Origin of the sequence: Citrobacter sp. Cm046, from assembly GCF_030333065.1 — a bacterium.
GTDB lineage: Bacteria > Pseudomonadota > Gammaproteobacteria > Enterobacterales > Enterobacteriaceae > Citrobacter > Citrobacter murliniae.
Genome location: NZ_JAOWGP010000026.1, coordinates 13,184 through 34,199 on the forward strand (window position 1 = coordinate 13,184; position 21,016 = coordinate 34,199).

A 21,016-nucleotide genomic window follows, 5' to 3' on the forward strand; every position below is an offset into this window, starting at 1 on the left:
GTAAACTAGCGTTGCGTCGCCAGACGCTGGCGAATTTGTTCGAAATGTTCACGATTGAAAAGCTTGCCGTCAAGAAAGCGCGTTTTCAACTCTCCTTCCATCTCCTGCCCCCAGTTTTGTTCATCATGCAGGCATAGCTCACCTTGATCATCACGCGCGACGCGCAGCAGTCCCCGGGCTGAACGTTTCAGGCCATTGTCGGTTTTCGGCTCTTTAAAGATCGTCCGTCCTTTACCGTCAACCTCCCCCCATGTTGCTTTCATCGCGAAACCAAATGTATCACGCGTGCTGTACTGGTAAGTGAATGAACCAACCCCAAATACCACGTTTGAACTGGCAAATCCTTTTGCTTCCAGGCGACGCAGGATTTCATTCGCCCGCTCAAGGGTAATGGAATCGCCATAGATCAACCCGACATGTGGGTCGAGCACCTTATACCCTTTGGAGTTAATCGTGCCGCCAAAAATTTCCCACAGCACTTCCACTGAGCCTTTCTCCTGCGGGGTACGATCGGCACGAGAATCTTCATCCGCGCCGGTGCCGCACAGAATATCTACCGGATTACCGCTGTCCGGGCGGAATACTACCCGGCCCTCACGCGCCAAAATGATATGCTTTAGTTCAAGGGTATATTCCGTCAACACCTGCCAGTAGTCCCAGGTATCTGAGACTATCGACACAAATCCCTGCGGGTAGAGATCAGCAATCAGGCGACGAAAAGTTTCAATCTCATGCTCGCGCTCCCCCATACACATTACGCTGTGCTCAGTTGCGGGAATACTGGCGCCGATAAAATATCCTTCGCCGTCAGTGTAATAATCGCGGGCATAGAGCAACGATGGAATGCTGTCAGTACCTTTAAAACTCAGCAAATGCCCGCTTCCTGCCTGCATGGTATCCTGCAAACCAGACATGCCTCGAAATGAAAAATCATGACACTGGAAATCGAGATGTGTCTGATCGCTACAGGTTTTCTCCGCCCAACGTTCGCAGATTTTGCGATAGTGGTGAGCAATAGTAGCGTTAGTTGACGCTTTCCACAGTTCCGCCGACAACACAGTCTCAAGGTAATTCACCAGCCAGAAAAACTCAGGTTTGGTATTGATGATGGTTAATACCGGCACCGCCATCGGAACTTTGCTACCTTCATCCAGCGCCTTGATATGCAGTGGCAAATAACCCAACTGGTGCAGCGCACGAATGTGGTCAACCGCTACAGCATCTTTTCCAAGATAGCTGTCCATTACCTGCTTGTATTCCTTTACCACCTCTTCCTGCGCTCGAGCAAAGAACGCCTCGTTAAACAGGTCGATCAGAAACCACTGCAGAAATCCCTGCAGACCGAAGAACACCAACTTGCCATCCGGCAGTGGTGACGAAAAAAAGCGATCGCTGCGTGGCGTAAAGTTGGAATAGACCCGGCTGGTTCCTTGCGGATACTGTACGCGGTGAGAAACTTTGTAGCCGTCGATGGCCAGAATAGGGTTCATTTTCATAATAATTATCTCCCTCAGGCGCGGTAAATCGCGTCAATATCGATAAGTTCAAGCTGCGGATGTGCCAGCGCAGATGCAGCTAAAGAGGTTGTGGTGTAGATGGCATCGATGCCGTTGGCGAACAAGTGCTCAACACCCTTAGAAAAGATACCGTGGGTGACATACAGGCTAACGCTGCGGGCTCCGGCATCACGTAAAACCTGAGCTGATCCAATAAAGGTGCCACCGGCATCACACAGGTCGTCAACAATCAGCAGATCTCTGCCCTTAACATTCCCCGCAACCAGTGCAAACCCGGTCAGATTGCCAGTTGCCACATCACGTTTTTTGCTCAGAATGGCATATTCAGAGACACCTACCGCTCTGGCGACAGCATCAATTTTCTTCAACGATCCGGCATCTGGTGCAACCAGCATCAACGCTTTTTGTTGAAACTGGCGCTGCAGGGTCGCGCTTTGTTGCAGACAGGTCTCCTGCGAAATAGCCACAAAGTTATCTATTGCCGCTGCCGCGGCTTCGCTGTGTGGGTCGAGCACTTTTACCTTGTCAAACTTCAGTGTATTGAGCTGACTGGCAAAGACTTTCAGCGCAAAGCTGTCACCCGCGACCATATGTCGGTCCTGGCGCGCCCATGGCAGCCAGGGGAGTTCGAGGTGACTGACCAGTACATCGGTTTGGTGGCGAACCGCTTCCACTAGTTGCGCCACCAGCATAAAGTCGTTCATATCACGCATTGCCATCGCCCGAATGCGCATCAGACGAGCAGAGGATGGCAACGCATCGGTTACTTTCAACCAGGCGGCCCCGTCAGGAAAAACACCGCTGGCAATTGCGTACACCTGCTCATCCAGGGTTAATGTCAATTTTACGCTCATCGCTCTCTCCTTAATTGTGTCCCTTAGACACAATTAATAATGTCCTTAAGACATATTTAAAGCAAGCATAATATGCATTAATCTTCACCATGGTGATAATCAACTGATAAGTAACAAGAAAAAACGAAACTTGCCCCCCATGGTTGGGCTGGTACACTTGTGAGCGTTGCAAATCATCGTGAGTACCTTATGACCACCGAAGCTGACTATCTGAATCAGTATGATGCCCGCCGCTTTCCCTCCCCTTTGGTGACAGTGGATAGTGTGTTGTTTACCCTGCATCAACAGGCGCTGTGTGTGTTGCTGGTAGAACGGGCAAACCAGCCACAAAAGGGGTGCTGGGGATTACCCGGTGGCTTCATTGATATGGCCCACGATGATTCCACCCGTGCCACGGCAATGCGTAAACTCACTGAAAAAACAGGTGTTTCTCCTTCCTGGTTGGAACAACTGGATACGTTTTCCGGACCAGATCGTGATCCGCGCGGCTGGAGCCTGACCGTCACCTGGTTCGCCTTGATCGCCTGGGTAGACTGTGAGCCGCACATTGCCAGCGTCAGTGATGCCCGTTGGGTTCCTGTTGATAAACTTGCCGACTATCCACTCGCATTTGACCACCAGAAAATCATTGAGGCGGCCCTGCATCGGCTACGGCAAAAAACGATGTATTCTTTACTGCCCGTTTACTGTTTACCGGATACCTTTACTCATGGTCAGCTCCAGGAAGCCACTGAGGTAATCCTTGGCCAGTCCATTCAGCGTAAAAGTCTGATCCGCCGCTTTGAAGCATCAGGCATGTTTGAAGATACCGGTGAAAGTATGGCGACAGGCACGCGAAAAGCCCGTTTATGGCGGCGTAAACCCGGCGTGGATATCCATCTTTTCTCGCGTAACCTACTGACTGACTAAGCGTAAACTTACATATTGACTAACCCGCAGGCCTTCTGCGCGGTATAGTTGCTCATTCCGTTTATTGATTGCTCTGGTGTTATGGTTGAAATCACTCCTACAGAAATGACCCCATCCGCCGACGATTCACGAGAATTCCGTCCGATGCGCGGGATCCGTAATCGCCATCTACAGACGATGCTACCGCGTTTGATTCGCCGTAAAGTGAAGTTCGACGCCCACTGGCAGCGGCTCGAGTTACCTGATGGCGACTTTGTCGATCTGGCCTGGAGTGAAGATCCACAGCAGGCAAAACATAAACCGCGTCTGGTGGTTTTTCACGGCCTGGAAGGCAGCCTGAATAGTCCATATGCTCATGGACTGATTGAAGCGGCGCAAAAGCGCGGCTGGCTGGGTGTGGTGATGCACTTTCGCGGCTGTAGCGGAGAACCGAATCGCCTGAACCGAATTTATCACTCCGGCGAAACCGAAGACGGCACCTGGTTTTTACACTGGCTGGAACGTGAATACGGCCGCGTACCAACTGCGGCGGTAGGTTATTCGCTCGGCGGCAATATGCTGGCATGCCTGCTGGCAAAAGAAGGGCGAGACATTCCGATAGATGCGGCGGTTATCGTATCCGCACCTTTCGTGCTCGAAGCCTGTAGCTACCATATGGAGAAAGGTTTCTCCCGGGTCTATCAGCGCTATCTGCTCAATCTTTTAAAAGCCAATGCCTCACGTAAACTCGAAGCCTATCCAGGCTCACTGCCGGTCAGTCTGGCGCAACTGAAATCCCTGCGCCGCATTCGCGATTTTGACGATCTCATCACCGCCAAAATCCACGGTTTTGCCGATGCTATAGACTATTATCGTCAGTGTAGTGCCATGCCGTTATTGAATCAGATCGCCAAACCGACGCTGATTATTCATGCCAAAGACGATCCTTTTATGGATCATCATGTGATCCCCAAACCGGAAAACCTGCCATCGCAGGTGGAATATCAGTTAACCGAACACGGCGGACACGTCGGATTTATTGGTGGCACATTGCGCCATCCTGAGATGTGGCTGGAGTCCCGTATCCCAGACTGGCTGACAACATACCTGGAGGCGTCATCATGATGATCCCGTGGCAGGATATCTCCCCGGAAGCACTGGACAACCTGATTGAAAGCTTTGTCTTGCGTGAAGGCACCGATTATGGTGAACATGAACGCTCGCTCGAACAAAAAGTCGCCGACGTCAAACGCCAACTACAATCTGGTGAAGCCGTGCTGGTGTGGTCCGAACTGCATGAAACGGTCAACATTATGCCGAGGAAACAGCTTCACGAGTAATCCGCTGCCGACGGCTGACTATAATAAAAAAACCAACCTATTTATGGAGTTGTTATGTCTGCCAAACATCCGGTGATTGCGGTAACAGGATCCAGCGGCGCGGGGACCACCACCACCAGCCTCGCGTTTCGTAAAATTTTCGCGCAGTTAAATCTGCGTGCTGCCGAGGTGGAAGGTGACAGTTTTCATCGCTATACCCGCCCGGAAATGGACATGGCGATCCGCAAAGCGCGCGATGCCGGACGGCATATCAGCTATTTCGGCCCCGAAGCCAATGACTTCGGCCTGTTAGAACAAACCTTCATTGAGTATGGTCAGGCAGGAAAAGGCCAGTCGCGTAAATATCTGCACACTTACGACGAAGCCGTTCCGTGGAACCAGGTTCCAGGTACGTTTACCCCCTGGCAACCACTACCTGAGCCGACTGACGTTCTGTTCTACGAAGGACTGCACGGCGGTGTCGTTACTCCGCAACAAAATGTGGCGCGACATGTCGACCTGCTGGTTGGCGTTGTGCCAATCGTCAACCTGGAATGGATTCAGAAACTGACCCGTGATACCAGCGAGCGCGGACACTCACGTGAAGCGGTGATGGACTCGGTCGTGCGTTCAATGGACGACTACATCAATTACATCACTCCACAGTTTTCCCGCACGCATATTAACTTCCAGCGTGTGCCAACTGTCGACACCTCCAATCCCTTTGCGGCCAAGAGTATTCCGTCACTGGATGAGAGCTTTGTGGTGATTCATTTCCGCAACCTGGAAGGGATCGATTATCCCTGGTTGCTGGCGATGCTGCAGGGTTCATTCATCTCCCACATCAATACGTTAGTCGTACCGGGTGGCAAGATGGGGCTGGCAATGGAATTGATCATGCTGCCGTTAGTGCAACGACTGATGGAAGGAAAGAGGATCGAGTGAAGTGTTGCCGGATGGCGGCTGATGCCTTATCCGGCCTACGGGTTTACATCATGCAGGCCTGATAAGTATGACGCCATCAGGCGTGCATTACGAAGCAGCAATCACTTCATAGGAATGGGTGATATTCACCGCTTTTTCCAGCATCAACGCCACGGAGCAATATTTCTCAGCCGAAAGATCTACCGCGCGGGACACGGAGGCATCTTTCAGGTCATGGCCGGTGACAATGAAATGCAGATTGATATGGGTAAAAAGACGCGGTGCTTCTTCACGACGTTCAGAGGTGAGTTTCACTTCACAGTTGGTCACATCCTGGCGACCCTTTTGCAGGATCGACACCACATCAATTGCGCTGCAACCACCCGCAGCCATTAACACCATTTCCATCGGGCTCGGCGCTTTATCACCGGAGTTACCGTCCATCAGAATTTGGTGGCCAGAGGCGGACTCACCAAGGAAGGTTAACCCCTCAACCCACTTTACACGCGCTTGCATATTTCGTAACTCCAATGTTTCAATTTTCCTGACAGATTACGCGCACATAACAATTCTCGCAACGGAAGGCGACCTGCGTCATGCTGAAGCGAGACACCAGGAGACACACGGCGAAAGCTATGCTAAAACAGTCGGGATGCTACAGTAATACAATGACGTACTGCATGTATGCAGAGGACATCACATTACAGGCTGCAGTGCACTTTTTAGCAGCCCCCTTCCCAGGTAGCGGGAAGCACATTTTTGCAACCCCAGAGGCAGCGTCGTTTTCTGGCTCTGGAGACAGCTTATAACAGAGGATAACCGCGCATGGTGCTTGGCAAACCGCAAACAGACCCGACTCTCGAATGGTTCTTGTCTCATTGCCATATTCATAAGTACCCATCGAAGAGCACGCTGATTCACCAGGGTGAAAAAGCGGAAACGTTGTATTACATCGTTAAAGGCTCAGTGGCAGTGCTGATCAAAGATGAAGAAGGGAAGGAAATGATCCTCTCTTATCTGAATCAGGGCGATTTTATTGGCGAACTGGGCCTGTTCGAAGAAGGCCAGGAACGTAGCGCCTGGGTACGAGCTAAAACCGCATGTGAAGTCGCTGAAATTTCATACAAAAAATTCCGTCAGTTAATCCAGGTGAACCCGGATATTCTGATGCGTCTGTCTTCCCAGATGGCTCGTCGTCTGCAAGTTACGTCCGAGAAAGTGGGTAACCTTGCCTTCCTCGACGTGACAGGCCGTATCGCCCAGACGCTGTTGAACCTGGCGAAACAACCTGATGCGATGACTCACCCGGACGGCATGCAGATCAAAATCACCCGTCAGGAAATTGGCCAGATCGTGGGTTGCTCCCGTGAAACCGTTGGTCGCATCCTGAAGATGCTGGAAGATCAAAACCTGATCTCCGCGCACGGTAAAACCATCGTCGTTTACGGCACACGTTAATTCCGCCAAAATGGCGCGTTACTCAGTAATGCGCCATTTTTGTTTACACTGATGTGGCGAAGACTGATTTATCACCCCGAGATCAACTACGCACTACGACAGACGCTGGTGCTGTGTTTACCTGTGGGTGTCGGTCTTATCATCGGTCAACTACATCTGGGGCTGCTTTTCTCCCTCGTCCCAGCCTGCTGCAACATTGCCGGTCTTGACACCCCACATAAACGCTTTTTTAAACGCTTAATTATTGGTGCGTCGCTGTTTGCCGGATGCAGTTTGATCATGCAACTACTGCTGGCGCAGACCATACCGTTACCGCTGATCCTCACCGGCCTGACGCTTATTCTCGGCGTAACTGCAGAGTTAAGTCCTCTGCATGCACGATTGTTGCCCGCCTCGCTCATTGCTGCAATTTTCACGCTTAGCCTTGCCGGGAACATGCCCGTCTGGGAGCCACTGTTAATCTATGCGCTGGGTACATTGTGGTACGGTCTGTTCAACTGGTTCTGGTTTTGGCTGTGGCGCGAGCAGCCGCTACGTGAATCACTCAGCCTGCTATACCGCGAACTGGCCGATTACTGTGAGGCTAAATACAGTCTGCTGACCCAGCACATCGATCCTGAAAAAGCGCTGCCTCCGCTGCTGGTACGCCAGCAGAAAGCAGTCGATCTCATTACCCAGTGTTATCAGCAGATGCACATGCTGTCGGCGCATCACAACAATGAGTACAAACGCCTGCTGCGTGCCTTTCAGGAGGCTCTGGATTTACAGGAGCATATTTCCGTCAGCCTGCATCAACCGGAAGAGGTGCAGAAACTGGTCGAACGCAGCCATGCAGAGCAGGTGATTCGCTGGAATGCGCGAACTGTCGCCGCCCGACTACGAGTGCTGGCAGATGACATTTTGTATCACCGCTTGCCTACGCGATTTTCAATGGAAAAGCAGATTGGCACCCTGGAAAAAATTGCCAGGCAGCATCCGGATAATCCCGTTGGACAGTTCTGCTACTGGCACTTTAGCCGCATTGCCCGCGTTCTGCGTACCCAGCGCCCGCTTTATGCCCGGGATTTGATGGCTGATAAGCAGCGCCGATTGCCGTTGCTCCCTGCTCTGAAAAGCTATTTGTCGTTTAAATCCCCTGCGCTGCGTAATGCGGGGCGTATCAGCGTCATGTTAAGTATCGCCAGCCTGATGGGTAGCGCCTTACATTTGCCAAAACCATACTGGATCCTGATGACGATATTGTTCGTCACGCAAAATGGCTACGGCGCAACCCGGGTGCGTATTCTGCATCGCTCGGCAGGTACTCTCGTTGGGCTTATCATCGCTGGCGTCACATTGCACTTCCATATCCCCGAGGGTTTCACGCTGGCGGCTATGTTGCTTATCACTTTGGTGAGCTACCTGATTATCCGCAAAAACTACGGCTGGGCCACAGTAGGTTTTACTGTCACGGCAGTGTATACCCTGCAACTACTGACGCTGAATGGGGAGCAGTTTATCGTACCGCGCTTTGTCGATACGGTGATGGGCTGTTTGATCGCCTTTGGCGGCACACTCTGGCTGTGGCCGCAATGGCAGAGCGGCCTGCTGCGTAAGAACGCCCACGATGCGCTAGAATCCGATCAGGAAGCCATTCGCCTGATTCTCAGCAACGACCCGCAGGCTACACCGCTGGCATATCAGCGTATGCGGGTTAATCAGGCGCATAACACTCTGTTTAACTCACTGAACCAGGCGATGCAGGAACCAGGGTTTAACTCACACTATCTGGCAGATATGAAACTGTGGGTTACGCACAGCCAGTTTATTGTCGAGCACATTAACGCGATGACCACTCTGGCAAGGGAACATACGATGCTGACGCCGGATTTAGCACAGCGGTATCTGGAATCCTGTGAAATTGCTATCCAGCGTTGCCAGCAGCGGTTGGAGTATGACGGGCCGGGAAGTTCCGGCGATGTGAATATTCTCGAGTCTTCGGAAATGCTGTCCCAAGGCCCGTTAAGCACCCTGGAACAGCATCTGCAACGTATACTTGGCCACCTGAACACCATGCACACCATTTCGTCGGTAGCATGGCGTCAAAGGCCGCATCATGGCATCTGGCTTAGCCGCCGGTTGCGAGACATGAAGGGTTAACGCTGTTTTCCTGTAGGCCTGAAAGCAGCGCACTATCGGGTAATCAGGCGACGACCTTCGCTACCGCCTGCGCAAAGCGCTGCATGCCTTCATCAATGTCCGTTTTATCCACCACCAGCGACGGCGCAAAACGCATTACGTCCGGGCCAGCATTCAGCACCATCACCCCTTCGTGCGCTGCAGCGTAAAGGAAATCACGTGCCCGGCCTCTGAACTGTGGCTTCAGTTCCGCACCGATCAACAAGCCCATGCCGCGAATGTCGCTAAAAATGTCATACTGCGCATCAATCTTCTGTAAATGTTGAACAAACGTCTGACGTTTGGCTTGAATACCCTCCAGCACTTCCGGGGTATTGATAATATCGAACGCCGCTCCTGCAACCGCGCAGGCCAAAGGATTACCGCCATAGGTCGAACCGTGAGATCCCACATGAAACGCCGAGGCGATCTCCTGAGTCGTTAGCATAGCACTCACCGGGAATCCGCCGCCGAGGGCTTTGGCGCTGGTCAGGATATCCGGCGTCACACCGAAATGCATATAGGCAAACAGGTCACCTGTACGCCCCATCCCGCACTGCACTTCATCAAATACCAACAGTGCCTGGTGCTGATCGCACAATTCACGCAGGCCTTGCAGAAATTCTGGTGTCGCTGCGGTTACGCCACCTTCCCCCTGAATTGGCTCAACCACCACCGCACAGGTGTGGTCGTCCATCACTGCTTTCACTGCATGCAGATCGTTAAACGGCACATGAATAATGTCCGCCGGTTTTGGACCAAAGCCATCAGAATATTTTGGCTGTCCGCCCACGGAAACGGTAAACAGTGAGCGACCATGAAACGCATTATGGAAGGCGATAATTTTGGTTTTAAAGGGGCTATGGCGTACACAGGCATAGTGACGCGCCAGCTTAAAAGCGGTTTCGTTAGCTTCAGTACCAGAGTTCATGAACAGCACACGTTCGGCAAAGGTCGCGTCGATGATTTTTCGGCCTAAGCGCAGAGCAGGTTCATTAGTGAAAACGTTGCTGGTATGCCACAACGTTTCGCCCTGGCTTTTCAACGCTTCGACCAGTGCCGGATGACAATGCCCTAATGCGGTAACGGCAATTCCACCCGCGAAATCAACATATTCTTTCCCTTGTTGATCCCAGACTCGACTCCCTTTCCCTTTTACCGGAATAAACTCCGCCGGTGCATAAATCGGCAGAATCACTTCATCGAATGTCGCGCGCGTAATTGCAGTTTGTTCAGTTGCCATGTCATTACCACCCAGTTAAGCAGAAATGTTAGTGAAATTATAATCACAAAATATGAATAAAAAATCACTGAATAGCAACCACAAATCAACGGTTGAGGAAATTAGCCAGCAGCTGATGCCCCTGTTCACTGAGAATACTCTCTGGGTGAAACTGTACCCCTTCAAGATCCCACTCCCGATGGCGAATCCCCATGATCTCCCAGGTGTCGCTCCAGGCCGTTACCTCAAAGCAATCAGGGAGTGTCGCAGGGGCAACAACCAGCGAGTGATAGCGAGTGACCGTTAACGGGTTCACGAGTCCCTGAAACACCCCCTGTCCGTTATGCGTAATCGGTGATGTTTTACCGTGCATCACTTTCGCCGCCCGAACCACGGTCGCGCCAAATGCCTGTGCCATCGCCTGGTGCCCCAGGCAAACACCCAACATGGGCGTTTTTCCCGCAAAATGTCGAATCACATCCAACGAGATCCCGGCGTCATCCGGGGTACAGGGTCCGGGAGAAATAACAATTTTTTGCGGATTAAGCGTGTCAATTTGCGGCAACGTCAACTCGTCGTTACGCCTGACGAGAACATCAGCGCCCAGTTCACAGAAGTATTGATACAGGTTCCAGGTAAAAGAATCGTAGTTATCGATAAGCAGGATCATGGCGGCTCCGGTACATAAGAACCGCGCTATTCTACTCAGTTTCCTCGGCTACGCTTACCACTTTACGAAATATCGCTCGCAACGCAGACAGGTCACCCATTGCACCACTTTGATTTGCCAGGTTCCACTCCGCGACCTGAATGCCATTCCAGTTGAGCACATACCCGGCATGAATAGCTAACTGCTCAAAGAAAATACGTTGCGCCAAACCGCTGCCGATACGAAACGGATGCAACACATTAATTTCGCAATAATAATGCGTGAGCCGGTCGACAAATTTTTCTTCCGGTAATCCTGCCAGCCAGGACTCTTCTTCAAGATCCTGCATCAGCGCATTACCCTCTTTCTCGATATATGCAAAATGGCAGAAACGGGTATCCCCCTGATAAATGTCGACCTCACGCAGATGACCTGCCCAGTCGAAAATATCCTGATACAGCTGGCGATGGATAGCACACAGATGCGGCAGGCCCCGTTTTAGCGGCCCCAGCTCAATCGTCGCCGCACGCAACGCCGTCAACTCCCAGGCGGCCTGCTCAAGACGCTGAGTTTGATGAACGCCCAGACGATTACGCATGACGTTCAGACCTGGATACAGATAGGGATCACGTCCATCACCAAATTTATCGCTCATAGTGCCTCCTCAATTCTTCAAGGCGCACCAGTGCGTCTTCAGCGCTCAGAGTAACCCGTGGAATATCCACGCCTTCCAGCCGCCGGCTAGCCTGAAAATTGCCGTTTCGCCGTTGTACCCAGAGACTGGACTTTTGTTTATCGGTGAGTTTTTTCACGTGACCTCCCTGAATGTGCCGACACTTGCCACAAGTATAAGCAGCAATTTCGGGTTACGCAGAGAAGGGAGAAAACGCGGACAGGAACTGCCCGCGCAAAATTCGATTATGGCAGGACTTTCGCTGACAGGATAACAATCGCTTTTGATGGCACGTTCTGGTATGGACCGACATCGTGAGTCGGAACCTGAGAAATCTTATCCGCGACATCCATACCCTTCACAACTTTACCGAAGACAGCGTAACCAAAGTCGCGCTGGCCATGATCAAGGAAGGCGTTGTCCGCAATGTTGATAAAGAACTGACTGGTCGCGCTGTCTTTGTCCGCAGTACGTGCCATGGCAATGGTACCGCGGGTATTACGCAGTCCATTATCGGCTTCATTCTTGATTGGCGGATTAGGTTTCTTCTGCTGCATCTGCTCGTTAAAACCACCACCCTGCACCATAAAGCCAGGGATCACACGGTGAAACGTGGTGTTGTTATAGAAACCGCTATTTACATAATCGACAAAATTTTGCACTGATACCGGGGCTTTCTGGCTATTCAGCTCCAGCTCAATGTTACCGGCAGAGGTTGTCAGCAGGACATGTGGGTCACCTTTCGCTGCCAGTGCTGCGGGAGAGAGAGCAGAAAGGGCGAGAACAGCTGCAACAGCCGCCAGAGTCGATTTGAGCATGAGAATTCCTTAACAAGAGCAGAAATAGAGCAAGTGAATTGATTCTAAAGAGCCTTCATGGACAAGGCCATCCCTTTACTTAATTTTACGAACCTGAAACAAATGTAACGATGCGGATTATCCCGCCACTCAAACCTCATAAAGTGACCTTGATCACATTAAAAAATGTAACGCCAACCCAATTTACCAATAAACATTTAAATACATCACTAAAACGCCTAAAATCTGCCCGCTCATAGCGCTGTCAACGCGCTTTACACTTCAATACAGGCCAGTCATGACTAACAGCAATCGTATCAAGCTCACATGGATTAGCTTTCTCTCTTACGCCCTGACAGGTGCGTTGGTAATTGTCACCGGGATGGTGATGGGAAACATCGCAGAATATTTTCATTTGCCTGTTTCCAGTATGAGTAACACTTTCACCTTCCTGAATGCCGGGATCCTGATCTCTATTTTTCTCAATGCCTGGCTGATGGAAATTGTGCCCCTGAAAACGCAATTGCGTTTTGGCTTCGTCCTGATGGTGCTGGCCGTCGCCGGGCTGATGCTCAGCCATAGTCTGGCGCTGTTCTCAGCGGCGATGTTTGTACTGGGCCTGGTCAGTGGTATCACCATGTCAATTGGGACATTCCTGGTTACCCAGATGTATGAAGGTCGCCAGCGCGGTTCCCGTCTGTTGTTTACCGATTCATTCTTCAGCATGGCAGGGATGATTTTCCCAATGGTCGCGGCATTCCTGCTGGCACGCAGCATTGAATGGTATTGGGTTTACGCTTGCATTGGCCTGGTTTATGTCGCGATTTTCATTCTGACCTTCGGCTGTGAATTCCCGGCGCTGGGTAAACATGCACAGCAGCCGGAAACACCAGTGGCGAAAGAGAAATGGGGCATAGGCGTGCTGTTCCTGGCTATTGCTGCATTGTGCTACATCCTTGGTCAACTTGGTTTTATCTCCTGGGTACCGGAATACGCCAAAAGCCTCGGTATGAGCCTGAACGATGCGGGTAAACTGGTGAGTGACTTCTGGATGTCTTACATGGTCGGCATGTGGGCGTTTAGCTTTATCCTTCGTTTCTTTGATTTGCAGCGCATTCTGACCGTACTGGCCGGTCTGGCTACTGTGCTGATGTATCTGTTCATCACTGGCACGCCAGAGCATATGCCGTGGTTCATTCTGACACTGGGCTTCTTCTCCAGCGCGATCTATACCACTATTATCACCCTCGGCTCTCAGCAGACTAAAGTCGCATCACCAAAACTGGTTAATTTCGTACTGACCTGCGGCACTATTGGTACCATGCTGACCTTCGTGGTCACTGGCCCTATTGTCGCCCACAGTGGTCCTCTGGCTGCATTACAGACGGCTAACGGACTGTATGCCGTGGTGTTCGTGATGTGCTTTATCCTTGGATTCGTTACGCGCCATCGTCAGCACAGCACACCAGCCGCACATTAAATCTGAATACCGGATAATGATGTTAAAGCACCTTATCCGGCGTATAAAAGCATTCCCCAGGCCGGATGACCATCCGGCCTTTGATCATCCGCCTTCCCTTCTCCAGACTGCGTAGACCTCGCAATCTTAAGAGGCAGGAGAACTCACGCCAAAACCCTTCGATTTGTATGCTTTTCATACAAACATGAAAAGCCTGTCAATTCCGTGACTTATAAAAATGCTGACAAATCAGTTATATACCTCTTAAGGAGTATATAAGGGCGAATTTGATTTGTATCAATAAGCGGGGTTGCTGAATCGTTAAGGTAGGCAGTAATAGAAAAGAAATCGAGGCAAAAATGAGCAAAGTCAGACTCGCTATTATTGGTAATGGTATGGTCGGCCATCGCTTTATTGAGGATCTTCTTGATAAATCTGATGCGGACAAGTTTGATATTACCGTCTTCTGTGAAGAACCCCGCAAAGCATACGACCGTGTACACCTGTCTTCTTACTTCTCTCACCACACCGCTGAAGAACTGTCATTGGTGCGCGAGGGATTCTACGAGAAGCATGGCGTTAAAGTATTAGTCGGTGAACGCGCGATTACCATCAACCGTCAGGAGAAGGTGATCCACTCCAGCGCAGGCCGTACGGTCTATTACGATAAACTGATCATGGCGACCGGGTCCTTCCCGTGGATCCCGCCAATTAAAGGCTCAGAAACTCAGGACTGTTTCGTTTACCGCACCATCGAAGATCTCAATGCCATTGAATCCTGCGCTCGCCGTAGCAAACGCGGTGCCGTTGTCGGTGGTGGCTTGTTAGGTCTGGAAGCCGCCGGCGCCCTGAAAAGCTTAGGCGTTGAAACCCACGTAATTGAATTCGCCCCGATGCTGATGGCTGAACAGCTGGATCATATGGGTGGCGAACAGTTACGTCGCAAAATTGAAAGCATGGGCGTGCGTGTGCACACCAGCAAAAACACGAAAGAGATCGTCCAGGAAGGTACTGAAGCACGTAAAACCATGCGTTTTGCCGACGGTAGCGAACTGGAAGTTGACTTTATCGTTTTCTCTACGGGTATTCGCCCGCGCGACAAACTGGCAACCCAGTGCGGCCTGGACGTGGCACCACGCGGCGGTATCGTGATTAACGATGCCTGCCAGACCTCTGACCCGGATATCTACGCCATTGGCGAATGCGCCAGCTGGAACAACCGTGTTTATGGCCTGGTTGCCCCTGGTTACAAAATGGCGCAGGTCGCTGTTGACCATATTCTCGGTAGCGAAAATGCCTTCGAAGGCGCGGATCTGAGTGCCAAACTGAAGCTGCTGGGTGTCGATGTTGGCGGTATTGGCGACGCACATGCACGCACGCCGGGTGCCCGCAGCTACGTCTATCTCGACGAAAGCAAAGAAGTCTACAAACGCCTGATTGTCAGCGAAGATAACAAAACGCTACTCGGTGCGGTCCTGGTAGGTGACACCAGCGATTACGGTAACCTGTTGCAGCTGGTGCTGAACGCTATCGAACTGCCGGAAAATCCGGATTCACTGATTCTGCCAGCGCACGCAGGCAGCGGTAAACCCTCAATAGGCGTGGATAAGCTGCCGGACAGCGCGCAAATTTGCTCCTGCTTTGACGTCACCAAAGGCATGCTGGTCGCCGCTATCAACAAAGGCTGCCATACCGTTGCGGCGCTGAAAGCTGAAACCAAAGCCGGTACCGGTTGCGGCGGGTGTATTCCTCTGGTTACCCAGGTACTGAATGCTGAACTGGCGAAACAAGGGATTGAAGTCAACAACAACCTGTGCGAACACTTCCCGTATTCGCGCCAGGAACTGTTTCATCTCATCCGTGTGGAAGGTATTAAAACCTTCGAAGAGTTGCTGGCAAAACACGGTAAAGGTTACGGCTGTGAAGTGTGTAAACCGACCGTTGGCTCCCTGCTGGCCTCCTGCTGGAATGAATACATTCTTAAACCGCAGCACACGCCGCTGCAGGATACTAACGACAACTTCCTGGCGAACATCCAGAAAGACGGTACTTACTCCGTTATCCCGCGTTCTGCAGGTGGTGAAATTACTCCGGAAGGTTTGGTTGCCGTTGGTCGTATCGCACGCGAATTCAACCTGTACACCAAGATCACCGGCTCTCAACGTATTGGCCTGTTCGGTGCGCAGAAAGATGACCTGCCGGAAATCTGGCGTCAGCTGATTGAAGCGGGCTTCGAAACTGGTCATGCGTACGCTAAAGCATTACGTATGGCGAAAACCTGCGTAGGCAGCACCTGGTGCCGCTATGGCGTGGGTGACAGCGTAGGTTTCGGCGTTGAGCTGGAAAACCGCTACAAGGGCATTCGTACGCCGCACAAAATGAAATTTGGTGTCTCTGGTTGTACCCGTGAGTGCGCTGAAGCCCAGGGTAAAGACGTGGGTATCATCGCCACTGAAAAAGGCTGGAACCTGTACGTTTGTGGTAACGGCGGGATGAAACCACGCCATGCTGATCTGCTGGCGGCGGATATCGATCGCGAAACGCTGCTCAAATATCTTGATCGTTTCATGATGTTCTACATTCGTACTGCAGACAAACTGACCCGTACCGCACCGTGGTTAGATAACCTGGAAGGCGGCATTGAGTATCTGAAGTCCGTCATTATTGACGACAAACTGGGTCTGAATGAACACCTGGAAGAAGAAATGGCGCGTCTGCGTGAAGCCGTCGTGTGCGAGTGGACGGAAACCGTCAACACCCCATCTGCACAGGTTCGTTTTAAACACTTTATCAACAGCGATAAACGCGATCCGAATGTCCAGGTTGTGCCTGAACGTGAACAACATCGTCCGGCCACGCCATATGAGCGCATCCCGGTCACTCTGGTGGAGGAAAACGCATGAGCCAGTGGAAAAACATCTGCAAAATCGATGACATTCTGCCTGCAACAGGCGTCTGCGCCCTGTTAGGTACTGAGCAGGTTGCTATTTTCCGCCCATATCACAGCGATCAGGTGTTTGCGATCAGCAATATCGACCCGTTCTTTGAGTCCAGCGTGCTTTCTCGCGGGCTGATTGCTGAACATCAGGGCGAATTGTGGGTTGCCAGCCCGCTGAAAAAACAGCGTTTTCGCTTAAGCGACGGTCTGTGCATGGAAGACGAACAGTTTTCTGTGAAACATTACGAAGCTCGGGTGAAAGACGGCATGGTGCAACTGCGCGGTTAATTAATTTTTAGGGAGGCGCAATGCCTCCCCTTTTTTGACGTATTTGTAGTTCTTTTATTGGTAGTCCTGATAAGCGTAGCGCCATCCGGCAATTGCAATTGCCGGATGGCGGCATAAATGCCTTATCCGGCCTACGGTTACGATTTCTTTTTATTTTTGTACTTCAAGGATAATCAACATATGTTCACAGACACTATTAATAAGTGTGCGGCTAACGCTGCGCGCATTGCACGCCTGTCGGCTAATAATCCACTTGGCTTCTGGGTCAGCTCAGCTATGGCAGGGGCCTACGTTGGCCTCGGCATCATCCTTATTTTTACTCTCGGTAATCTGCTCGACCCATCCGTACGTCCTCTGGTAATGGGTGCAACCTTTGGTATTGCCTTAACGCTGGTGATTATCGCCGGTTCTGAACTGTTCACCGGCCACACAATGTTTCTGACACTTGGCGTGAAAGCGGGCACCATCAGCCACAGCCAGATGTGGGCAATTCTGCCGCAAACCTGGCTGGGAAATCTGGTCGGTTCCGTATTCGTTGCCCTGCTGTACAGCTGGGGCGGCGGCAGCCTGTTACCGGTCGATACCAGCATCGTACATACGGTAGCACTGGCAAAAACCACCGCACCTGCAACAGTACTGTTCTTTAAAGGTGCGCTGTGTAACTGGCTGGTTTGCCTGGCGATCTGGATGGCAATCCGTACTGAAGGTGCGGCGAAATTCCTCGCTATCTGGTGGTGCCTGCTGGCTTTTATCGCTTCCGGCTACGAGCACTCTGTTGCCAATATGACGCTGTTTGCCCTCTCATGGTTCGGTCACCACAGCGATGCTTATACGTTGGCTGGAATTGGTCATAATCTGCTGTGGGTAACACTAGGTAATACTTTGTCCGGTGTCGTATTCATGGGATTGGGTTATTGGTATGCTACGCCAAAATCGGAGCGCCCTGTTCCGGCAAAAATCAACCAAACTGAGAATCTGGCATAACAGCCAAATCATTAAGGGGTAATGTCGTGGATCATTTGCCTATATTTTGTCAACTACGTGACCGCGACTGCTTGATCGTCGGCGGTGGTGATGTCGCAGAACGCAAAGCGCGGTTACTGCTGGAAGCGGGTGCCCGTTTAACGGTTAATGCACTTGCGTTTATTCCTCAGTTTACCGTATGGGCAAATGAAGGAATGCTGACGCTGGTTGAAGGGCCGTTCGATGAAGCCCTGCTCGACTCCTGTTGGCTGGCGATCGCCGCAACCGATGACGATGCCGTCAACCTTCGCGTCAGCAATGCCGCTGAATCACGACGAATTTTCTGTAACGTGGTCGATGCGCCAAAAGCCGCCAGTTTCATCATGCCTTCCATTATCGACCGCTCGCCGTTAATGGTGGCAGTCTCCTCTGGTGGCACCTCACCTGTCCTTGCCCGCCTGCTGCGTGAACGGCTCGAATCCGTGTTACCGCAGCATCTGGGACAGGTCGCGCAGTATGCGGGGCAACTACGTTCCCGGGTGAAAAAACAGTTTGCCAGCATGGGCGAACGTCGCCGTTTCTGGGAAAAGTTGTTCGTTAACGATCGTCTGGCGCAATCGCTGGCAAATAACGATCAGAAAGCGATTGAGGAAACCACCGAACAGTTGCTCAGCGAACCGCTGGATCATCGCGGTGAAGTGGTACTGGTTGGCGCCGGCCCTGGTGACGCTGGGCTGCTGACGCTGAAAGGACTACAGCAGATCCAGCAGGCCGATGTTGTGGTGTATGACCGCCTGGTTTCTGATGACATCATGAACCTTGTGCGCCGCGATGCAGATCGTGTATTTGTCGGTAAACGCGCAGGCTATCACTGTGTACCGCAGGAAGAAATTAACCAGATCCTCCTACGCGAAGCGCAACAGGGCAAACGCGTAGTACGCCTGAAAGGCGGCGATCCGTTCATCTTTGGACGCGGTGGCGAAGAGCTGGAAACGCTGTGCCACGCAGGCATTCCGTTCTCTGTGGTTCCAGGCATTACCGCAGCTTCTGGCTGCTCTGCATATTCGGGTATTCCACTGACACATCGAGATTACGCCCAGAGCGTACGTCTGGTCACCGGCCACCTGAAAACTGGCGGCGAGCTGGACTGGGAAAACCTGGCAGCAGAAAAGCAGACACTGGTGTTCTATATGGGACTGAACCAGGCTGCCACTATCCAGGAAAAATTGATCGAGTTTGGTATGCAGGCTGATATGCCGGTTGCGCTGGTAGAAAACGGAACCTCCGTTAAACAACGCGTCGTCAACGGAGCGCTGACGCAACTCGGTGAACTGGCGCAGCAGGTTGAAAGTCCGGCCCTGATTATTGTTGGTCGTGTTGTTGGATTGCGCGATAAGCTGAACTGGTTTTCGAATCACTAATTCGACGCTAACACTGCAGTATGAAGCCAATAAAAAAACCGGGAGTTTTGAACTGCACCCAAAAAGTTGGACACCCAACGAAGTAAGGTGCAGTTTTTTATGAGCAAGTATTCTCTCAGCTTTAAGCTTGAGGTTGTGCAGCACTATCTTTCCGGGCAGGAAGGACAGGAAGCGACGGCAAAACGTTTTGGTATCGATCACAGTGCCGTTCGTAAGTGGTCTGCTGCCTGGAAGCTTCATGGCGAAGCCGGGCTTACAACCCGGCATTTTACCTATTCTCCTGCGTTTAAAGAGTCCGTTATCCTGCATATGCGTGAACACCACCTGTCTGTTCGCGAAGTCTGTGCAAAATTCATTATCCCGGCCTTTTCCACTGTTTGTCAGTGGGAACGACTGTATGATGAAGGGGGATTAGAAGCCCTTACAGACAGCCGACGCAGGAAAAAAACGATGCCAGAACACCCTGAGAATCACCCTGTCCCTCCTTTGCAGGCTCCTCTTGACCCGGATGAACGTGAGGAGCTTGAACAACTGCGTGCTGAAGTGGCATATCTAAAAAAGCTGCAGGCCTTACTCAGGGAAAGGAGCACGTCAGGACGCGGGATAAAGCGCAGGTCGTGAATGAGTTAAGGCTGAAGTTCTCTCTTGCACGCTTGTTAAACGCCGCAGGGCTGGCGAGAAGCACGTTCTACTGGCAACTGGCCAGCGGTAAAAAACCAGACAAATATGCTGATGACAAGCAGCAGATTTTAACGCTGTTCCATAAACATAAAGGACGGTATGGATACAGGCGAATCACGCTGGCTGGCCGCCGGGAAGGAAGCTTACTGAACCATAAAACGGTTCACAGGTTAATGAAGGCTCTGGGTTTAACCTGTTGTATCAGAAGGAAGAAATATAACTCTTACAAAGGCCGGTATGGGAAAGTTGTGGGTAATGTACTGAACCGGCAGTTCAGTGCGGATAAGCCCAACCAAAAGTGGGTTACAGATGTCACGGAATTTAAAATCAGCGGAGAAAAGCTGTATCTGTCCCCGATTCTGGATCTGTATAACGGAGAAATAGTTGCGTACCAGATGGGGCCCCGTCCTCTTCTGTCGATGGTGGATAACATGCTGTCGAAGGCTATATCTGTACTGGGCAAAAACGAATACCCGCTGCTCCACTCAGATCAGGGCTGGCAATATCAGATGGCACATTATCAGAACCGGCTTAAGGAGGCGGGTCTGAGACAGAGCATGTCAAGGAAGGGGAACTGTCATGACAATGCAGTGATGGAGAGCTTCTTCGGCACACTGAAATCTGAGTGTTTTTACCTCACGGAACACGAGAATATCAGCGAGTTGCGCATGGCTATCGATGACTATATCCACTATTACAACCATGAAAGAATAAAACAGAAACTGAAAGGCCTGAGTCCGGTAGAATACCGAATCCAGGCCCAGATAACCGCTTAAAATAAACTGTCCAATATTATGGGGTCAGTTCA

General features: G+C 51.4%; 19 protein-coding genes and 1 pseudogene. 12 read left to right on the forward strand and 8 right to left on the reverse strand.

The annotated features are described in order from the left end of the window. Positions 1-5: 5 nt before the first annotated feature. Entirely contained in the window at positions 6-1,496 is a 1,491-nt protein-coding gene (locus tag OGX98_RS00970) for a nicotinate phosphoribosyltransferase (protein WP_136345535.1), read from the reverse strand. A 14-nt stretch (positions 1,497-1,510) separates the two neighbouring features. Continuing rightward, positions 1,511-2,371 (reverse strand): ribose-phosphate diphosphokinase, encoded by an 861-nt coding sequence (gene prs, locus OGX98_RS00975; RefSeq protein ID WP_286594710.1) that lies wholly within the window; start codon positions 2,369-2,371, stop codon positions 1,511-1,513. 189 nt (positions 2,372-2,560) lie between these two features. On the opposite strand from prs, the gene OGX98_RS00980 reads away from it, so the two are divergent. The 4 genes and pseudogenes from OGX98_RS00980 (at position 2,561) to OGX98_RS00995 (ending at position 5,523) form a co-directional block, all read left to right on the forward strand. Then, the gene (locus tag OGX98_RS00980; RefSeq protein WP_045449811.1) at positions 2,561-3,280 is read left to right on the forward strand and encodes an NUDIX hydrolase; all 720 of its coding nucleotides are present in this window, start codon (positions 2,561-2,563) and stop codon (positions 3,278-3,280) included. Between the two features lie 35 nt (positions 3,281-3,315). Further along, positions 3,316-4,384: pseudogene (locus OGX98_RS00985) on the forward strand (hydrolase). Next, positions 4,381-4,599, forward strand: coding sequence for a YheU family protein (locus OGX98_RS00990; RefSeq protein ID WP_045448370.1), 219 nt, complete (start codon positions 4,381-4,383; stop codon positions 4,597-4,599). The pseudogene OGX98_RS00985 and the gene OGX98_RS00990 overlap by 4 nt, the downstream one beginning before the upstream one ends. Positions 4,600-4,653: 54 nt before the next feature. Continuing rightward, positions 4,654-5,523, forward strand: a complete 870-nt coding sequence (locus OGX98_RS00995) for a phosphoribulokinase (protein WP_045448372.1) — start codon at positions 4,654-4,656, stop codon at positions 5,521-5,523. A gap of 87 nt (positions 5,524-5,610) precedes the next feature. Here OGX98_RS00995 and OGX98_RS01000 read toward each other — a convergent pair whose 3' ends face one another. Next, positions 5,611-6,018 (reverse strand): OsmC family protein, encoded by a 408-nt coding sequence (locus OGX98_RS01000; protein WP_045448374.1) that lies wholly within the window; start codon positions 6,016-6,018, stop codon positions 5,611-5,613. A 309-nt stretch (positions 6,019-6,327) separates the two neighbouring features. On the opposite strand from OGX98_RS01000, the gene crp reads away from it, so the two are divergent. Beyond that, positions 6,328-6,960, forward strand: a complete 633-nt coding sequence (gene crp, locus OGX98_RS01005; RefSeq protein ID WP_000242758.1) for a cAMP-activated global transcriptional regulator CRP — start codon at positions 6,328-6,330, stop codon at positions 6,958-6,960. Positions 6,961-7,011: 51 nt separating this feature from the next. Further along, positions 7,012-9,099: a YccS/YhfK family putative transporter gene (locus tag OGX98_RS01010; protein WP_048222853.1), complete on the forward strand. Its 2,088-nt coding sequence runs from the start codon at positions 7,012-7,014 to the stop codon at positions 9,097-9,099. A gap of 43 nt (positions 9,100-9,142) precedes the next feature. On the opposite strand, the gene argD is transcribed toward OGX98_RS01010, so the two are convergent. The 5 genes from argD to ppiA all read right to left on the reverse strand — a co-directional run bounded on the left by argD (position 9,143) and on the right by ppiA (position 12,479). After that, entirely contained in the window at positions 9,143-10,360 is a 1,218-nt protein-coding gene (argD, locus tag OGX98_RS01015) for a bifunctional acetylornithine/succinyldiaminopimelate transaminase (protein WP_045448379.1), read from the reverse strand. Between the two features lie 85 nt (positions 10,361-10,445). Further along, positions 10,446-11,009, reverse strand: coding sequence for an aminodeoxychorismate synthase component 2 (gene pabA / locus OGX98_RS01020; RefSeq protein WP_286493105.1), 564 nt, complete (start codon positions 11,007-11,009; stop codon positions 10,446-10,448). A gap of 31 nt (positions 11,010-11,040) precedes the next feature. Next, the gene (locus OGX98_RS01025) at positions 11,041-11,643 is read right to left on the reverse strand and encodes a putative adenosine monophosphate-protein transferase Fic (protein WP_045448383.1); all 603 of its coding nucleotides are present in this window, start codon (positions 11,641-11,643) and stop codon (positions 11,041-11,043) included. After that, complete coding sequence (gene ficA, locus OGX98_RS01030) at positions 11,633-11,800, reverse strand: FicA/YhfG family antitoxin (protein WP_200013183.1); 168 nt, start codon at positions 11,798-11,800, stop codon at positions 11,633-11,635. Before ficA ends, OGX98_RS01025 begins: the two co-directional genes overlap by 11 nt. Before the next feature lie 106 nt (positions 11,801-11,906). After that, entirely contained in the window at positions 11,907-12,479 is a 573-nt protein-coding gene (gene ppiA, locus OGX98_RS01035) for a peptidylprolyl isomerase A (RefSeq protein WP_286594711.1), read from the reverse strand. Between the two features lie 277 nt (positions 12,480-12,756). Here ppiA and tsgA point away from each other — a divergent pair, with 277 nt between their 5' ends. The 6 genes from tsgA (at position 12,757) to OGX98_RS01065 (ending at position 20,984) form a co-directional block, all read left to right on the forward strand. Beyond that, on the forward strand, positions 12,757-13,938 hold the full coding sequence (gene tsgA, locus OGX98_RS01040) for an MFS transporter TsgA (RefSeq protein ID WP_045448387.1): 1,182 nt from the start codon (positions 12,757-12,759) through the stop codon (positions 13,936-13,938). A 338-nt stretch (positions 13,939-14,276) separates the two neighbouring features. Beyond that, entirely contained in the window at positions 14,277-16,820 is a 2,544-nt protein-coding gene (gene nirB / locus OGX98_RS01045) for an NADPH-nitrite reductase large subunit (RefSeq protein ID WP_045448389.1), read from the forward strand. After that, entirely contained in the window at positions 16,817-17,143 is a 327-nt protein-coding gene (gene nirD / locus OGX98_RS01050; RefSeq protein WP_045448391.1) for a nitrite reductase small subunit NirD, read from the forward strand. Before nirB ends, nirD begins: the two co-directional genes overlap by 4 nt. 180 nt (positions 17,144-17,323) lie before the next feature. Further along, positions 17,324-18,127: a nitrite transporter NirC gene (gene nirC, locus OGX98_RS01055; RefSeq protein ID WP_045449812.1), complete on the forward strand. Its 804-nt coding sequence runs from the start codon at positions 17,324-17,326 to the stop codon at positions 18,125-18,127. 26 nt (positions 18,128-18,153) lie between these two features. Then, positions 18,154-19,527 (forward strand): siroheme synthase CysG, encoded by a 1,374-nt coding sequence (gene cysG / locus OGX98_RS01060; protein ID WP_045448393.1) that lies wholly within the window; start codon positions 18,154-18,156, stop codon positions 19,525-19,527. Between the two features lie 99 nt (positions 19,528-19,626). After that, positions 19,627-20,984 (forward strand): IS3 family transposase gene (locus OGX98_RS01065; protein ID WP_286594712.1). Its coding sequence is split into 2 segments (ribosomal slippage): positions 19,627-20,089 and positions 20,089-20,984, totalling 1,359 coding nucleotides; the frame shifts between segments, so codons are not numbered across the junction. The last annotated feature ends 32 nt before the right edge of the window (positions 20,985-21,016 follow it).

Coding starts and splice junctions, on each gene's coding strand:
- ppiA (WP_286594711.1), bottom strand. CDS start 12,479: ATGCTCAAATCGACTCTGGCGGCTGTTGCAGCTGTTCTCGCCCTTTCT.
- OGX98_RS01025 (WP_045448383.1), bottom strand. CDS start 11,643: ATGAGCGATAAATTTGGTGATGGACGTGATCCCTATCTGTATCCAGGT.
- OGX98_RS00970 (WP_136345535.1), bottom strand. CDS start 1,496: ATGAAAATGAACCCTATTCTGGCCATCGACGGCTACAAAGTTTCTCAC.
- argD (WP_045448379.1), bottom strand. CDS start 10,360: ATGGCAACTGAACAAACTGCAATTACGCGCGCGACATTCGATGAAGTG.
- nirB (WP_045448389.1), top strand. CDS start 14,277: ATGAGCAAAGTCAGACTCGCTATTATTGGTAATGGTATGGTCGGCCAT.
- nirC (WP_045449812.1), top strand. CDS start 17,324: ATGTTCACAGACACTATTAATAAGTGTGCGGCTAACGCTGCGCGCATT.
- OGX98_RS01010 (WP_048222853.1), top strand. CDS start 7,012: ATGTGGCGAAGACTGATTTATCACCCCGAGATCAACTACGCACTACGA.
- prs (WP_286594710.1), bottom strand. CDS start 2,371: ATGAGCGTAAAATTGACATTAACCCTGGATGAGCAGGTGTACGCAATT.
- tsgA (WP_045448387.1), top strand. CDS start 12,757: ATGACTAACAGCAATCGTATCAAGCTCACATGGATTAGCTTTCTCTCT.
- OGX98_RS00995 (WP_045448372.1), top strand. CDS start 4,654: ATGTCTGCCAAACATCCGGTGATTGCGGTAACAGGATCCAGCGGCGCG.
- crp (WP_000242758.1), top strand. CDS start 6,328: ATGGTGCTTGGCAAACCGCAAACAGACCCGACTCTCGAATGGTTCTTG.
- OGX98_RS00990 (WP_045448370.1), top strand. CDS start 4,381: ATGATGATCCCGTGGCAGGATATCTCCCCGGAAGCACTGGACAACCTG.
- OGX98_RS00980 (WP_045449811.1), top strand. CDS start 2,561: ATGACCACCGAAGCTGACTATCTGAATCAGTATGATGCCCGCCGCTTT.
- nirD (WP_045448391.1), top strand. CDS start 16,817: ATGAGCCAGTGGAAAAACATCTGCAAAATCGATGACATTCTGCCTGCA.
- OGX98_RS01000 (WP_045448374.1), bottom strand. CDS start 6,018: ATGCAAGCGCGTGTAAAGTGGGTTGAGGGGTTAACCTTCCTTGGTGAG.
- pabA (WP_286493105.1), bottom strand. CDS start 11,009: ATGATCCTGCTTATCGATAACTACGATTCTTTTACCTGGAACCTGTAT.